This window comes from Flexivirga meconopsidis (assembly GCF_026162425.1).
GTDB classification, from domain to species: Bacteria; Actinomycetota; Actinomycetes; order Actinomycetales; family Dermatophilaceae; genus Flexivirga; species Flexivirga meconopsidis.
This window is the reverse complement of sequence record NZ_JAOBQJ010000001.1, coordinates 383,398-397,867: the sequence shown is the minus strand read 5'-3', so window position 1 is coordinate 397,867 and position 14,470 is coordinate 383,398. Positions and strand designations below refer to the sequence as shown.

Genomic DNA, 14,470 nt, shown 5'->3' with positions numbered 1-14,470 from the left:
CTGACTGCGTCAGCCGCGCAGCCGGTCGAGCCAATCGCGCGCCTCTGAAAAGGCTTCATTGGCAGCGGTTTTCGGCACCGACGCTGCCTTGCCGTCGGCGCGCGGGTAGGAGCCGAGGAAGCGGACCTCCTTGGTCACCCGGCGCAGCCCGGTGAGTGCCTCGCCGACCCGTTCGTCGCGGACGTGTCCCTCGAAGTCGATCGAGAAGCAGTAGCTGCCCATCGCCTCCCCGGTCGGGCGCGATTCGAGTCTGGTCATGTTGATGCCGCGAGCGGCGAAGTGTTCGAGCAGCTCGAGCAGACCACCGGGGTGGTCGCTGCTCTGGAAGAGCACCACGGTTGTCTTGTCGGCGCCGGTCGGCGCCGGACTGAGGCCGGGACGGGACACCAGCACGAATCGGGTGACCGCCGCGTCCCGGTCCTCGATGTGCTCGGCGAGCACCTGCAGACCGTGCCCCGCGACCGGCGCGCAGACTGCTGCGTCATACGACGGCGGATCGGAGGCCGCATCGGCGTCCCGCAGTCCGGCGGCCGCACCGGCGGTCGAGAGCGTTGGCACGTGCACTGCCTCGGGCAGGTTGGCCGCCATCCAGCCGCGCACCTGAGCCCAGCCGTGCGGGTGGGTGCCGACGGCGCGGACCTGGTCCAGCGTGATGCCCGGGGGTGCGACCAGCACGAAGGTGATCGGGACCAGCACCTCGCCGATCACCTGCAGCGGCTCACCGACCGACAGGGCGTCGAGCGTCGCGGAGACGCCGCCCTCGACGGAGTTCTCGATCGGCACCATCGCGGCGTCGAGCTCGCCGGATCGCACCGCCGCGAGCGCGAGATCGACCGAGGGACAGGCGACCTGCTCGGCGGTGGCGGCCGGCTCCCACGCGAGCAGCGCCGCCTGGGTGAACGTGCCGTCAGGACCGAGATATCCGTACTTCATCGGGTTCATTCAAGCTCACGAGTCCGGGAGGTGAGATCGACCGTCCGGACCGTGGAACCGGCGAGCACCGCGCAGGCCAGCGCGAAGGCGACCACGGCAACGACCAGGGTGTCGCGCTCGCCGATCGCGGTCGCGAGCAGACCGGCCAGCGGCGCGACGACGACCACCACCGCGCGGTTGAAGGCGCGGCCGGTGGTGTTGGTGCGCGCGAGCAGGTGATCGGGGGTGACCGTCTGCCGATAGGCCATCTCGTGCGAGTTGGACAGGCCCATCGCGCAGCCGTGCAACAACTGGCCGACGCCCAGCACCACCGTGGCACCGACCCCGCTGCCCAACCCGGCGGCCGCCATCACCATGACAGCGACCGCGGACAGCGCGTGCGCGCCGATGATCGTGCGCCCGGTGCCGATTCCGCGACCCACCCGCGTGGTCACACTCGCCCCGGCCAGCGCACCGACGCCGGCCGCCGCGCTCGTGATGGCGAAGGCCAGCACCTGCAGGTCCAACACCTGCAGTGCGTATGCCGGGACGACGACTCCCAGGGTCGCGTTCCCGACGAACCAGATGTGCGTGCTCACCGACATCGGCCCGAGACTGCCCTTGTAGAGCCAGCGCATCCCGTCGGCGATCTCGCGGCGCAGGTTGCGCGGACCGGTCACCGCCGGGATCGGGTCGGCGACCCGCAGGGAGGCCATCATCGCCGCCGAGAAGAGGTAGCTCGCCGCGTCCACGACCACGGCCAGCGGCGCGCCCATCACCTTGATCAGCACGCCGGCGAGGGCCGGTCCGCTCGCCTGGGCTACGGCGTCCGAGCCGTCGATGCGGGCGTGCGCGCGTTGCAGGAGCGGCCGGTCCACCAGCCGCGGCAACACCGCCATCGACGCGGCACCGTTGAGGAGGGTGACCGTGCCGAAGAGCATCACGACCACCAGCAGGAGGGGCAGCGACAGCACTCCGCACGCCCACGCCACCGGGATCGCACCGAGCAGCACGCCGGCGGCCAAATCGGTGGCCACCAGCACCGGCTGCCGTCGGCGCCGCTCCACCCAGGCACCGGCGAACAGGCCCAGCACGAGATACGGCAGCCACCGGGCGGAGTTGAGCCAGCCGACGTCACCGACCGTGCCGTGCAGCGTCTCAAGCACGATCACCTGCAGCGCCAGCACGCTGACGTAGGTGCCGAACGACGAGACCGTCTCGCCGGTCCAGAACCGAGTGAACGCGGCCGGCAGCGGGGTCGCGTCGGCTGCGGCGCGCCCCGTCATACGGCCCGGTCGCTGCGCGCCGAAGCCAGCGCCTGCTGTTCCTCGGGAGTGAGGGTGATCTCGGACCGACCGGAGACCACGCCCTTGGCGTAGGTGCGCGACTCGCCGCGGGCGTGGATCGACGACAGCACCAGCCCGTCGCCGGCGTCGTCGATGATCGCCGCCGAGAAGGACAACCGGCCGCCCATGTCGCCGAAGGCGTCGTAGCGAACCACCGCAACATGCCGCAGCCCGGCCGCGACATGTTCGCCGATGCCGTCGACCCGGCCGTCGAGGCGAGTGACCCGGTCGTCGAGGGCGTCGATGCGGCCGATGTGCATCCGCATGGTCGCGGCCGCATCGCGCTGCGGACCATCACCCCAGAGCACGCGGAACTGCCGTTGCACCGCGCGCAGCCGCAGCCAGGCCGCACCGGCACCGGCCAGCGCCAGCACGGCGAGGATCACGGCCAGCACGGCAATGGTTGTCGCGGTCACAGCAGTGAGGTTAGACCGGTGGCCGACACGGATTGCCCGGTTGGGGCGCCCATGCCGCAGAATGGTCGATCATGTTCAAACGGTGGCTGGCCTGGTTGCTCGCGGTCGCCGTCGTCGGGGTCGGGGTGTCCTATCTGGTCTCCTGGATCGTCGCCTGGCCAAGTGCCAAGCCGATCAGCCAGCCCGGGCCGATCGTCGTCATCAGTCAGCCGGCGTTGTCCTGGGATCAGGTCGGCCCGACCCGCACCCCGACGTTGTGGAAGCTGGCCACCGAGGGCGCCGCCGGGTCGATGGCGACCCGCAACCTGTCGCCGCACAGCTGCTCCAGCCAGTCGTGGCTGACCTTCTCGGCGGGGTCTCGTACGACGCTCGGCGCGTCCGTGCCGATGACCCCGCCCGGTGAGAAGCCGAAGCCGTGCACCGTCCTGCCGGCGCCGCAGCGACCCGGTGGCGGCACGCCGACCGGCGCCGCGGCGCCTGCCTACTACCCGTTCGCCATGTGGAACTCGTGGCGCAAGCTCAACCTGTCGCGCAGCGTCCCGGCCAATATCGCCTCGATGGGGACCCGCCTGGCGAAGGGCGGGCAGTGCATCACCGCCGCCGGCCGGTATGCCGGCTTCGCCGCCGCCAACGCCAACGGCCAGATAGCCAACTACACCATCGACGTGTCGCAGGTCGATCTGACGAAATGCCCGGTGACGCTGGTCGACCTGCCGACCCGCAACGACACGGCGCTGCGCACGATCGTCGAACGGGCACCGCCGAACACCACCTTCGTGGTCGCCGGATTCGCCGACGACTCCGGACCCGAACTCCTGCACACCGTCGTCGTCGCCGGACCCGGCGTCCCGCACGGGTTGCTGACTGCCGACTCCACGCAGCAACCCGGCGTCATCCAGACCACGGACCTGTCGGCGCTGGTCTTCTCCCGGCTCGGCGCCGCCGCCCCGAATCTGCGCGAGGGGCGGGTGCCGGTGGTGCAGCCGCGCGACGCAGGCGACAGCGCGATCGTCGATGCCCGCACGATCGCGCTGCAGCTGCGCATCGAGCACGGGCTGACCGGTGACTTCCTGGTCCGGTTCGTGGCGGCGATGGTGGCGCTGCTGGCGGTTGGTTGCGCATGGTGGGTGATCCGCAGACACCGCGCCCGGAGAGCGGGCGTCACCCTCGGGCGGAGCCGTTTGCTGCGCGGCTGGTTCGCCGGGGTCGCCGCGTGGACCGCGGCGATGCCGATCTCCACCTGGCTGGTCGGCCTGGTGCCCTGGTGGGAAGGGTCGGAGCCGCGCACCACCCTCGGCTGGAGCATCGCCGGGATCGCCCTGCTGCTCGCCGTCCTGGCACTTGTCGGGCCCTGGCGCAGGCATCCGCTCGGGCCGCCGATCTTCCTGGCGACGGTGACCGCGTCGGTGCTGTTGCTCGACGCGATCCACGGCAGTCCCCTGCAGTTCACCTCGATCATGGGCCTGCAACCGGTGTATGGCGGGCGCTTCTACGGCATGGGCAACGTCGGGGGCGCCCTGCTCACGACCAGCACGCTGCTCATCGCGGCCTGCCTGGCCGGCCAGTTGCAGTCCCGCGGACACAACCGGCTCGCCGCGGCCACCGTCATACTCATCGGGCTGACGACGCTGGTGATCGACGGCACCCCGATGTGGGGTGCCGACGGCGCTGGTCCGCTCGCGATGTTCCCGGCGTTCGCCTACCTCACGCTCAACGCCGCCGGCATCGCGCTCACCTGGCGGCGCGCCTCGCTGATTGTCGGCACAGCGGTCCTGATCGTCGGCGTGATCGCGGTGCTGGACTATCTGCGACCGCCGCAATACCGCACGCACCTGGGCGATTTCGTCTCGCAGGTCCGCAATCACGGCGAGTTCACCGGCATCGAACGCATCATCAAGGCCAACTGGACGATGCTGTCGAGCACTTGGTACACGGCGCTGGTGCCGCTCATCCTGGTGCTTGCGGTCGTCGTGCTGCTCGCGCCGTCGCGTCGACCCGGCAGCGTGGTCGCCGGAGTGGTCGACCGGGTGCCGATGCTCGGCCAGGGCCTGGCGGCGATCACCGTCTGCTGGTTGCTCGGCTTCGCGGCGAACGACTCCGGGGTGTCGATCCCGCCGACCGGGATGCTGCTGCTCGCTCCGCTGCTGATCCTGCTCGCGGCCCGGATGAGTTCGGAGACGCACGCCCGCCGCCGTCTCACCGGCACGCTCGCCCATCGCCATCCGTCGCCGGACAACGCCGAGGCATCGGCGACCTGATGCTCAGCCGTGCAGCGCGAGGTATGGCGCAACCGCCAGCATCGCCGCGACGAGCCCGAAACGCAGCATCCGCACCGGTAGTGCGCGAGCGATCCGCCAGCCGACGAACACGCCGATGAGCTCGGGGATCCCGACGAGCGCGGCCACCTTCCAGTCGACCGAACCCTGCATCGCGTAGCCGATGCTGCCGACGCCCGCGATGATCACCGACTGGGCCTGTGCGGCGGCCAGCGCCTCGAGCATGTCCACGCCGGCGACCACGAGCAATGGCACGGTGAGCATCGGGCCACCGATGCCCACGACGCCCGCGACCACGGCGACCGCCCCGCCGATGCCGGCGACGACCGCCTGCGGCGGGTGGTGACCGGTGGCGCGGTTGGTCCTACCCCGCTCGCGCAGCAGCACCAGCGCGGCCACCCCGGCCATCAGCACCGCGAGCGCGACGCTGAACGCGCGCGGTGACAACCAGGAGTTGACCAGTATGCCGATGGGTGTGCCGAAAACAGCTGTGGCACACAGTAATTGGGCAGTGCGACGCACCTGCGGACGACGCAGCTCACCGGAGCGCAGGTAGGCGGCGCTGCCGGCGCCGCCGGTCGCGACGTGCGTCACCAGCGCGGTGCCGGCGATCTGCGCGGGCGACAGCGTGGTGAGCATCGCCAGGCCGATCGTCGGCAACACTCCGCCGGGACCGATGGCGCTGATGCCGACGCCGCCGAGCAGGCCGAACACCCCGAGCGCCACGAGGGTGAGCGCGGACATCAGCGGTCCCGCTCGATCGTCGCCTCCAGGGCGATGCGGTCCGCGCGCACGTGCAGTTGCTCGGCGTCGACCGGTCGGCCGTCGGGCAGCCTGGTGAGCCGATCGATGCGGAAGACCGGGTCGCCCGTAGCGACCTGCAGCAGCGCCGCGAGGTCGGCGTCCGCGACATCGGCGTGCACGACGAGCTGCGCGCTGCCGAGCCGGGTGCCGAGGGACTCCTCGAGCAGCTGGAAGACGTCGGTGCCGGACAGGTCGGCGCCCAGCAACGGTGCACCGACGTCGGTGGGGAAATAGCTGATGTCCAGCGACAGCGGCTCGCCGTCGAGCAGGCGCAGCCGTCGGATCCGCACTCCGCCGGCAGTGGCTTTCTGGTCGAGCCGGGCGGCGGCCTCCTTCGGCAGCCGGCGCAGCCGGCGCGCCTCGAGCACCTCGTTGCGGACCTCGCCCTGACCGGTCAGCGTCTCGGCCAGGCCGGCCAGACGGTCGAGTCCGTGCCCCAGCTTCGGCGCGCTCACCCGCGTGCCGACCCCGCGCCTGCGGCTCACCAGCCCGTCGGCGACCAGCAGGTCGAGCGCCTCGCGAACGCTGTTGCGGGAGGCGTTGTATGCCGTGCCCAGCTCATCCTCGTCCAGCCGCGCGTCGGCGGGCAGTTCGCCGCTACTGATCCGCTCCCGAAGCAGGTCGGCGATCGCTCGCGCGCGGTCGCGGCGCGGGTCGGCGGAGGTCCAGCGAGCGGCGGTCACCGCACCAGTCTAGATGATCCGCCATACCTCCGCCACTGTTACGCCGGGGTTCCGCCAGGCACGCGGCTTGCCTACCGGATGGTGATCTGGCGGGAGACCAAACCGGCCCGGGCGCGGCGTTCGGCATCGTCGAGCGGCCGGTCGGCGACCGAGGCGAGCGCGGCCTCGAACCGGGTGCGCAGCTCGGCGAGCGGGGCGTCATACGAGAGTGGTTCGGCGGTCGCGTCGACCTCCCAGACCGGCACGAGGAGGCCGCTGGTGCGGAATGCTCCGAGCAGCCGGCCGTCGCCGAGCGCGCTGTCACCGGCGGCGTGCAGCCGGGCGAGCGCCGACGTGGCGGCGTCCTCGTCGTGCGGCAGAACCCAACGGACATAGGTGCGTTCGCCGATGCGGCACCAGTAGGCGGTGTCGGCGGACGGCAGCGCGACCGTCGGCGCGACGGCCTCGTTGGCCTGCTGGAGCGCCGCCGAGGTCGCCTCGTCCATCTCGTCCGCGGCGATCCAGAAGTCGAAGCCGTCATGCAGCTCAGGCTCGAACGGGCCGTCGACCAGGATGTCCTGCAGCCGCGGCGTGTCGGCGGTCACCGGCGGGGTGTTCGCGATCGAGTCGCCGGGCTCGGCGGCCGCTGCGGCCAGCAGCGCGGCGGCGAGGTCACGGCTGAGGTCTCCCGACCCGCCGCCGACCTGGGTGGCCACGAAGAGCGCGCCGTCATCGCGGTGCAGAGCCGCCCACGCCATCGGCAGGACGGTCGCGATCGTCGCGGACTGTTCGCCGTCCGGACCCCGGAAGCGCACCGGGACCGTCGCCGCGGGCAGGATCTCCCGCATCGCGACCAACTCGGTCTCACCGGTCAGATCCGCAAAAGGCCTGGCAACAAACGGGACTCGCGCTGCCCGTGCGGCCTTCTTGTCTGCGCCCTTGCGACGCGATGCCTTACCCATGAGGCATCACCCTAATCGGCGGCCGCACGGATCGCGTCGGTGACCGCCGCCAGCGCAAGCAGGCGCACCACGTCCACATGAGCAGGTATGACGCCAGTCGCGGCGGCGACGAACGCGTCCCCGTCGAAACGGGTGTGCGGCGGCGTCAGCGACCGAGCCAGGCCGTCGTGCGCACCCTGCGCCACGATGCGGCAACCGACCTTGTCCAGCCGCGCGTTGGTGACGACCACCCCGATCGTGGTGTGCGTGCGGTCGCTGGTCGCACCGAACTCGAACGGCTCCTGCAGCCGCGCCACCGCGTCGGTCGAGACCGGTGCGTCGCCGAGGTCGATGTCGCCATACGCATTGACCGCGACCAACGCCCAGACGACCACCTCACCCATGCGTCGCTCGGCGGCGCGCAAACCACCCGGTCGTGCGCCCTCCGGTCCACGCCAGTGGCTGGTGTAGGCACCGGTCCCGGCGCCGACCTGCCCGGTCAGCGAGGCGTCCGGCGAGACGGACGCGGCGGCGGCATACCCCTGCTCGGGACCGGGCCGCACGCCGCTCTCGCCGACGGCCAGGTCGAAGAGACCGAGCGCCGGCACGATCGGCACGGCGCCCGCAGGCGTCAGCACACCGCGACCGACTTCCTCCATGCGGCGCATCACGCCGTCGGCGGCGGCCAGCCCGAAGGCCGAGCCGCCGGTCAGCAGCAGTGCGTCGATGCTGGTGACCGACTTGTCGGTCTCGAGGAGCGTGAGCTCGCGTGCGGCGGGTGCGCCGCCGCGGCATTCGTAGGACGCGACGGTGCCCTCGGGGAATTCCACCACCGTGCAGCCGGTGCAGGCGTCCGTGTCGGTCCAGTGACCGACGCGCACCCCGTCTATCGGGATCGCCATGTCAGACCCGTCGCCGCGACGCGCCACCGAGCGCGGCCCACACCATGGTGTGACCGTCGTCGTCGCTGACGCCCCACTCGTAGGCGAGCGATCGCACGATGCGCAGCCCGCGGCCGCTCGGCGCCCAGTCGGCCTGCGGTTTGGGATGCGGGCGCTTTCCGGACCCGCCGTCGGTCACCTCGATCTCGACCCGCGGAGGGCGCGCACGCCAGCGCACCCGCACGTTGCCGTCGGGCATCGGCCGGCCGTGCAGGATCGCATTGGCGACGAGCTCGGCGACCACGGTCTCAGCTTCCTCGGTGACCTGCTCCGGCATCCCGCCGGCCGTCAGGTCACGGGTGATGTCGGCCCGCACCTGCGGCACCGACTCGGTGGTCCAGGGCAGCCGAACCGTGCGCACCCAGGGTTCGGTGCCGTGCTTGTCAGTCACGTGTCGGCCTTCCTTGTCGTATGACGCCAGCGTCCCACCCTATGCATCTAGAGCGCGTATGCCGCATCGACCATCTCGCGCACCAGACCCGGCTTGTTGCTGATGATCGCGTCGACGCCCAGCCGCAGGCACAGCTCGATGTCGGCTTCCGCATCGACGGTCCAGACGTGCACTTGATGGCCGTAATGATGTTGGCGCGCAACGAATTCCGGGTTTCGCCGGACGATGCCCATGCGCGGGCCGGCGATCGCCACGTTGGCGGGCAACCCGTCGCGGAAGAACGGCGAGGTGCCGACCTCGATCAGTTGGACGCGCTGCACGTGCGGCGCGAGCTTCGCCATACGCTGAATTGCCTTGGAGGAGAAGGACATCATCCGCACGGTCGGCTTGTCCGGCGCAGGTCGCAGCAGGTCGAACTCCGCGAGCACCGCGGTCAGCCGGCGCTCGACCTCCCCGGCATAGCGAGTGGGGTGCTTGGTCTCGATGACCAGGTCAGGGCGACGGTCGCTGGCCAGCACGGTGCGGATCAGGTTGCGCAAGGTGAGGATCTGCGCGTGGTGCCGGTCCGGGACCTCGTCCTCGTCGCCGTGCGCCTTCTTCCAGCTGCCCCAGTCCAGGCCCTCGAGCTGGGCGAGTTCCAGCGCCGACACCGCGCCCTTGCCGTCCGAGGTGCGGTTGACCCGCCGGTCGTGCACCAGCACCAGGTGCCGGTCGGCGGTGAGCCGCACGTCGCATTCGACGCCGTCGGCACCCTCGCCGATCGCCCGCAGGTAGGCACCGAGGGTGTGCTCGGGTTCGGAGAAGCTGGAGCCGCGGTGGGCGATGACCTTCGGTGGGCCGCCCCCGAGCGGTGAGCCGACGTTGCGCACGGCCCCATCGTCGCAAAGCTCGCCGCGCTTTCGTCGGCGGCCCGCGGGCGAGGGTGCCGGCACGACGACGCTTGCCTTGGAGCGCGCTCAAAGCTCTAGCGTCTTCGACATGGCCACCGAAGAGCTGCTGCAGAAGGCCCTCGACGCGATCGGCGAACCCGACAGTCCGCTGATCAAGGAGGTCTTCGACCGCCTGGTCACCACCGACCTGCCCGACCGTCCGATGAGCGTGCAGGAGGTCGCCGACCTGCTCGACGCCTCACCGCACACGCTGCGCTACTACGAGCGGATCGGGCTGATCGAGGTCGATCGGGACGCGTCCGGCTACCGCACCTACGACACCGACGCCGTACGACGACTCGTCTTCCTCACCCGAATGCGGTTGTCCGGTATGCCGATTCGCGACCTGCAGCACTACGTGTCACTGGTCGACCAGGGAGAGGGCACCGTGCCCGAACGGCTGGAGATGCTGCTCGAACACCGCGACACCATCCGCCGGCAGATCCGTCAGCTGACCCTGTCGCTGGCCGCCACCGAATACAAGATCGCTACCTATGGAGGCGAAACCGCACCATGAGCACCTCATCGCACGCTGACCTGACCTCGATCCCCCGCCGCCGCATCGCCGACCTCGACGTGTCCGCCGTCGGACTCGGCTGCATGGGGATGAACTTCGCCTACGGAGCGACCGCCGCGGACGAGACCGAGGCGATCGCCACGCTCAACGACGCCATCGACCTCGGCGTGAACTTTCTCGACACCGCCGACATGTATGCCGCAGGCGCCAACGAGCAACTGCTCGCAAAGGTGCTGGCCGACCGGCGGGACGAGGTGGTGCTGGCGACCAAGTTCGGGATCACCATCGGGCCGGACGGAATGGCCAACGGCACGAACGGTTCTGCGTCATACGTGAAGGAGAGTGTGGACGGCTCGCTGCGGCGGCTCGGCGTCGACACGATCGACCTCTACTACCTGCACCGGGTCGACCCGCAGGTGCCGATCGAGGAGACGGTCGGTGCGATGGCGGAGCTCGTGGCCGCCGGGAAGGTGCGTCAGCTGGGGCTGTCCGAGGCGTCCGCGGACTCGCTGCACCGGGCAACTGCGGTGCACCCGATCGCGGCGCTGCAGTCGGAGTGGTCGATCTTCAGCCGCGACATCGAGGCCGAGGACGTGCCCGCCGCGCGCGAGCTGGGGATCGCGGTCGTGCCCTACAGCCCGCTGGGTCGCGGGATGCTGACCGGTTCAGCTGCCGCGGCGACGCCGGGTGGTGACGACTTCCGCAGCACTCTCCCCCGCTGGCAGGGCGACAACCTGACCGCGAATCTCACTCTGGTGGAACGCATTCGGCAGATTGCGGGCGAACTCGATGCGACACCGGGCCAGGTTGCGCTGGCCTGGTTGCTGGCCCAGGGCGACGACGTGGTGCCGATCCCAGGCACCAAGCGCCGAAGCTACCTCCGCGAGAACGCCGCCGCGACCACGCTCGCCCTGCCGGCCGACGTGATCGCCGAGTTGTCGGCGATGCAGGCAACCGGCGACCGCTACCCCGACATGTCCTGGGTCGCCGGCGACTCCGCGCGCGCCTGAGATTCCGCGCGCCTGAGCGCTGCACTGCCGCACCTCCCACCGAGAGGCACATTCCCGCATCGAGGGGCAAACACATTTCGGCCCAGGGTCTGTGCCTCTCGATGCGCTTGTGGGCCTGTCGGCGAGCAGGTTGCGGTTTTTCAAAGTAGGTGCGTATCCTCCAAACAACAGCAATCACGCACCACCCGGGGGAGCACTTTTCCGATGCCGCACCAACAGACCCACGACTCACTGATCGGCTCGGTGCCGAGCCTTCGTATGCCGCCGTCGGTCGGCTATCAAGCGGCCGCGGTGGCCAGCTGTGTCGTCCTGGCGGCGGTCGGAGTCGTCGCGATCACGCGCGAGGTCGGCCGGCCGATCGGCATCGCCGTCGCCGTGCTGCTGCTCGGGTTCGTCCTGTGCTGGCAGTGGGCCGAGGGCCGAGCAGCGGGTCGCCGGCCCTGGACGCGTTCGTCGACGATCCTCAGTTGGGTCTCGATCATCGCCGTGACCTTCCCGATGAGCCAGCTCATCTGGCCCGCAGCGAGCGACACCACGACCTACGCATGGGTCTCGTCGGCGCTGGCGGGGCTCGGCCTGCTCGCCTTCTTCATCGACCGCTGGCGGGGCTGAGCCCGCACCGACGGCCCGACACACATGGATCCACGAGCAGCGCTGCCGAGCACCCTCCACTCGCCCGTCCGATTAGCGATCCTGGGATCGCTGCGCACCGTGCAACAGACCGAATTTGCAGCGCTGCAAACGACGTTCGAGATTCCGGCTTCCGAGCTGTCCCGCCAACTGGCGATCCTGGAGCGCGAGGGACTCATCGAGCTTGCGAAGGTCCGCAAGGGAAGACGCAGCGTGACGCTCGTGCGTATTTCCGACTCGGGCCGGCAGCGGTTCGAGGACTACCTCGACGCACTGCACCGCATCGCCTTCGCACACGAGCCCGGTCAGACGTAGGGGTGTGGCGCCCGCAACCCGCGGGCGCCACACCCTCAGCTCACGACCAGGGCGTCGCGCACCACACCGCGTATGCGCCGAGAGCGGCCGCCATACCGACGACACCACCCTTGACGACAACCTTGAGCCCGCGCTTGGCAGCCTCCTTGAGGATCAGGCCGGCCGCCTTCTGCCATGCCTTCTCCTTGATGGCGTTGACGATCGCCGTCGACGCGCCGACCAGACCACCAAGACCCACGGCCTTCAGGAGGCACGCCGCGTACTGTCCGGCGCTCTTGCCAAACAGGCCGGCCGTCACCAGAACCCCACTGCCCGCCTGTGCGCCGAGCTGCACCGTGCCACCGACGACGTGCGAATCCCATTGGGCCCCAAAGTTCGCCGCGTACTGAGCACCGAAAGCGCGAGTGGCTGCAGCGGCGTCGAACCGGCCGTCCGGACCAAGCAACCCAGCGGCTCCGACACCGCGCAGATAACGGGCGAGGTCATCGACCGTCCGTTGCTGCAGCTGTGCGGCCGGCGTATGGGGCGTGGGTGCTGCGACCGCCGACCCTGAGGCGGCGCTTCCGACGCCCACCGCGAGAACAGCCGACGTTCCGACCGTAAGGAGACGTTTCCTGGCTGACATCGACACGATTGATCTTCCCCCAAACAATTCGTAGTTCCCCCAAACGCCCCGTTGACGAGCGGGGGCTTCCACCTGCGCAACGGCACCGCTTGGGCACCTGGCTGCGGACGAGAAGCTAACAGGGCGAATGGTTTTCAACCAACCCGGGGGCATGCCGTCGCCCGACAGCCGACCTGATAGGGGCCGTTCGTAGGTCCTGCGCGACCAGCGGACCGCCGGGCCGGCGCTCAGGCCTGCAGCAACTCGGTGACCACGGTGACGTCGTGGAACGGCACGTCACCGGTCGGCAGGTGCTGCACCCGCTCGTGCCCCTTGCCGGCCACCACGACGACGTCGCCCGGGCGCGCCTCGGCCAGCGCGGCGGCGATGGCGGCGCGGCGGTCGAGCACGATCCGGGTGTTCGCAGCGTCGGCGCCGGCGAAGACCTCATCGGCGATCTGCTGCGGATCCTCGTGGTAGGCGTCGTCGGTGGTGACCACGCACTCGTCGGCGAGCTCCGAGGCGACCGCGCCCATCTTGGGTCGCTTGTCGGGGTCGCGGGCGCCGGCTGCGCCATACACGCAGATGAGGCGGCCGTCGCCGGCGACCTCGCGAGCCACCTCGAGCACGAGTCGCAGTCCGACGTCGGTGTGCGCATAGTCGACGACCACCTCGAAACCGCGGTCGACGGCCGCGGGAACACGCTCGAATCGCCCTGGCACCTGGGCCATTTCACGCACCGCACTCACGAGAGTCTCGGGAGGCATGCCCATCTCGAGAGCGATCCCGGCCGCTCCCGCGACGTTGTGCACGTTGTAGTCACCGAGCAGCGGGATGCTCAGCGTGAGCCGACCGTGCGCGGGGGTGTCGAGCTCGAAGACCGTGCTCGTCCCCTCGGTGCGCTCGCCGCTGATCCGGTATGCCGCGTCGGCCGCAGTCCCGAAGCCGAGGGTGCCGTCGATCTCCCCCACCAGCCGGCGGCCCCACTCGTCGTCGACGTTGGCGAGCTTGGGCCCGGCGGTCCATTCGAAGAGCCTGCGCTTGGTGAGGTAGTAATCCTCCATCGTGCCGTGCAGATCGAGGTGGTCGCGGGTGAGGTTGGTGAAAAGCGCTGCGGCATAACGGGTTCCGTCCACGCGATGCAGGTGTATGCCGTGGGAGCTGGTCTCGAGGACCACGTGCTGCACACCCGCGTCCCGCATCCGGGCGAGGTTGGCCTGCACCTGGGTCGCCTCGCCCGTGGTGCGGATTGCCGCTTCGTGCTCGGCGCCGACGATGATCTCGGCGGTCGTCATCAGGCCGGTCGCCCGCTCGCCATACGCCGCAGTCAGAATCGCGTGCAGCACATAGGAACTCGTCGTCTTGCCGTTCGTGCCGGTGATGCCGTAGACGGTCAGCTCGCGCGACGGATGGCCGGCGAGCTCGGTCGCGAGCGCCGCGAGCGCCACCCGGTCGCTCGGCACGACCGCGGTCGGCGCGCCGTCGACCGGCTCCTCGGCGACGATCAGCGCTGCTCCCTTCTCCAGCGCCTGCGGCACGAAGTCGGCGCCGCGGGAGGTGAAGCCGTTGATCGCCACGAACGCGCCGCCGGGCACCACCGCGCGCGAGTCGTGGGTGACCGCGACGATCGGGCAGGGCAGCGGCGGGACATCGACGCCGAGCACCCGGGCGACGGCTTGCTGGTCCAAAGGCACCGCAGGAGCGTACCCGCGCGCGACGCGATCCACGCGCCGGGGCACGCGCTCGATCGCACCTTCTATTCGTATCTATTATTAT

At 70.4% G+C, this 14,470-nt stretch carries 16 protein-coding genes; 5 read left to right on the top strand and 11 right to left on the bottom strand.

The genetic code is table 11. The features are described 5' to 3' along the window. Positions 1 to 9 precede the first annotated feature (9 nt). The 3 genes from pheA to N2M23_RS01920 are packed head-to-tail and all read right to left on the bottom strand — an operon-like array spanning position 10 to position 2,674. Positions 10 to 942, bottom strand: coding sequence for a prephenate dehydratase (gene pheA / locus N2M23_RS01930; RefSeq protein WP_265442884.1), 933 nt, complete (start codon positions 940 to 942; stop codon positions 10 to 12). After that, positions 939 to 2,198 (bottom strand): MFS transporter, encoded by a 1,260-nt coding sequence (locus N2M23_RS01925; RefSeq protein WP_265442883.1) that lies wholly within the window; start codon positions 2,196 to 2,198, stop codon positions 939 to 941. Before N2M23_RS01925 ends, pheA begins: the two co-directional genes overlap by 4 nt. Then, on the bottom strand, positions 2,195 to 2,674 hold the full coding sequence (locus tag N2M23_RS01920; protein ID WP_265442881.1) for a DUF4446 family protein: 480 nt from the start codon (positions 2,672 to 2,674) through the stop codon (positions 2,195 to 2,197). The genes N2M23_RS01925 and N2M23_RS01920 overlap by 4 nt, the downstream gene beginning before the upstream one ends. Before the next feature lie 71 nt (positions 2,675 to 2,745). On the opposite strand from N2M23_RS01920, the gene N2M23_RS01915 reads away from it, so the two are divergent. Beyond that, positions 2,746 to 4,932, top strand: coding sequence for a hypothetical protein (locus N2M23_RS01915; protein WP_265442880.1), 2,187 nt, complete (start codon positions 2,746 to 2,748; stop codon positions 4,930 to 4,932). A 3-nt stretch (positions 4,933 to 4,935) separates the two neighbouring features. On the opposite strand, the gene N2M23_RS01910 is transcribed toward N2M23_RS01915, so the two are convergent. The 6 genes from N2M23_RS01910 to N2M23_RS01885 all read right to left on the bottom strand — a co-directional run bounded on the left by N2M23_RS01910 (position 4,936) and on the right by N2M23_RS01885 (position 9,558). After that, positions 4,936 to 5,694 carry a sulfite exporter TauE/SafE family protein gene (locus N2M23_RS01910; protein ID WP_265442879.1) on the bottom strand — a complete coding sequence of 253 codons (759 nt, stop codon included), beginning with the start codon at positions 5,692 to 5,694 and terminating at the stop codon, positions 4,936 to 4,938. Further along, positions 5,694 to 6,437, bottom strand: coding sequence for a GntR family transcriptional regulator (locus tag N2M23_RS20870; RefSeq protein WP_265442877.1), 744 nt, complete (start codon positions 6,435 to 6,437; stop codon positions 5,694 to 5,696). The genes N2M23_RS01910 and N2M23_RS20870 overlap by 1 nt, the downstream gene beginning before the upstream one ends. Before the next feature lie 71 nt (positions 6,438 to 6,508). Then, a complete protein-coding gene (locus tag N2M23_RS01900; RefSeq protein ID WP_265442875.1) occupies positions 6,509 to 7,378 on the bottom strand; it encodes a DUF5926 family protein in 870 nt (289 codons plus the stop codon). 11 nt (positions 7,379 to 7,389) lie between these two features. Then, positions 7,390 to 8,259, bottom strand: a complete 870-nt coding sequence (locus N2M23_RS01895) for a P1 family peptidase (protein ID WP_265442874.1) — start codon at positions 8,257 to 8,259, stop codon at positions 7,390 to 7,392. Between the two features lies 1 nt (position 8,260). Then, complete coding sequence (locus tag N2M23_RS01890; RefSeq protein ID WP_265442873.1) at positions 8,261 to 8,689, bottom strand: ATP-binding protein; 429 nt, start codon at positions 8,687 to 8,689, stop codon at positions 8,261 to 8,263. A gap of 47 nt (positions 8,690 to 8,736) precedes the next feature. Beyond that, the gene (locus tag N2M23_RS01885) at positions 8,737 to 9,558 is read right to left on the bottom strand and encodes a glycerophosphodiester phosphodiesterase (RefSeq protein WP_265442871.1); all 822 of its coding nucleotides are present in this window, start codon (positions 9,556 to 9,558) and stop codon (positions 8,737 to 8,739) included. Positions 9,559 to 9,667: 109 nt separating this feature from the next. Here N2M23_RS01885 and N2M23_RS01880 point away from each other — a divergent pair, with 109 nt between their 5' ends. From N2M23_RS01880 to N2M23_RS01865, 4 genes are all read left to right on the top strand, one after another. Next, positions 9,668 to 10,135: a MerR family transcriptional regulator gene (locus N2M23_RS01880; RefSeq protein WP_265442869.1), complete on the top strand. Its 468-nt coding sequence runs from the start codon at positions 9,668 to 9,670 to the stop codon at positions 10,133 to 10,135. Next, entirely contained in the window at positions 10,132 to 11,145 is a 1,014-nt protein-coding gene (locus N2M23_RS01875) for an aldo/keto reductase (protein ID WP_265442868.1), read from the top strand. Before N2M23_RS01880 ends, N2M23_RS01875 begins: the two co-directional genes overlap by 4 nt. A gap of 204 nt (positions 11,146 to 11,349) precedes the next feature. Beyond that, on the top strand, positions 11,350 to 11,757 hold the full coding sequence (locus N2M23_RS01870) for a hypothetical protein (protein ID WP_265442866.1): 408 nt from the start codon (positions 11,350 to 11,352) through the stop codon (positions 11,755 to 11,757). A gap of 24 nt (positions 11,758 to 11,781) precedes the next feature. Next, positions 11,782 to 12,090: a transcriptional regulator gene (locus N2M23_RS01865; RefSeq protein ID WP_265442864.1), complete on the top strand. Its 309-nt coding sequence runs from the start codon at positions 11,782 to 11,784 to the stop codon at positions 12,088 to 12,090. 40 nt (positions 12,091 to 12,130) lie between these two features. Here N2M23_RS01865 and N2M23_RS01860 read toward each other — a convergent pair whose 3' ends face one another. After that, complete coding sequence (locus tag N2M23_RS01860; protein ID WP_265442862.1) at positions 12,131 to 12,664, bottom strand: hypothetical protein; 534 nt, start codon at positions 12,662 to 12,664, stop codon at positions 12,131 to 12,133. Between the two features lie 278 nt (positions 12,665 to 12,942). Continuing rightward, complete coding sequence (locus N2M23_RS01855; RefSeq protein WP_265442861.1) at positions 12,943 to 14,388, bottom strand: UDP-N-acetylmuramoyl-L-alanyl-D-glutamate--2,6-diaminopimelate ligase; 1,446 nt, start codon at positions 14,386 to 14,388, stop codon at positions 12,943 to 12,945. Between the last annotated feature and the right edge of the window lie 82 nt (positions 14,389 to 14,470).

Excerpts from the sequence above, each read along its gene's own strand:
- pheA (WP_265442884.1), bottom strand. The coding sequence starts at position 942 with ATGAACCCGATGAAGTACGGATATCTCGGTCCTGACGGCACGTTCACC.
- N2M23_RS01925 (WP_265442883.1), bottom strand. The coding sequence starts at position 2,198 with ATGACGGGGCGCGCCGCAGCCGACGCGACCCCGCTGCCGGCCGCGTTC.
- N2M23_RS01915 (WP_265442880.1), top strand. The coding sequence starts at position 2,746 with ATGTTCAAACGGTGGCTGGCCTGGTTGCTCGCGGTCGCCGTCGTCGGG.
- N2M23_RS01910 (WP_265442879.1), bottom strand. The coding sequence starts at position 5,694 with ATGTCCGCGCTCACCCTCGTGGCGCTCGGGGTGTTCGGCCTGCTCGGC.
- N2M23_RS01900 (WP_265442875.1), bottom strand. The coding sequence starts at position 7,378 with ATGGGTAAGGCATCGCGTCGCAAGGGCGCAGACAAGAAGGCCGCACGG.
- N2M23_RS01895 (WP_265442874.1), bottom strand. The coding sequence starts at position 8,259 with ATGGCGATCCCGATAGACGGGGTGCGCGTCGGTCACTGGACCGACACG.
- N2M23_RS01880 (WP_265442869.1), top strand. The coding sequence starts at position 9,668 with ATGGCCACCGAAGAGCTGCTGCAGAAGGCCCTCGACGCGATCGGCGAA.
- N2M23_RS01875 (WP_265442868.1), top strand. The coding sequence starts at position 10,132 with ATGAGCACCTCATCGCACGCTGACCTGACCTCGATCCCCCGCCGCCGC.
- N2M23_RS01870 (WP_265442866.1), top strand. The coding sequence starts at position 11,350 with ATGCCGCACCAACAGACCCACGACTCACTGATCGGCTCGGTGCCGAGC.
- N2M23_RS01865 (WP_265442864.1), top strand. The coding sequence starts at position 11,782 with ATGGATCCACGAGCAGCGCTGCCGAGCACCCTCCACTCGCCCGTCCGA.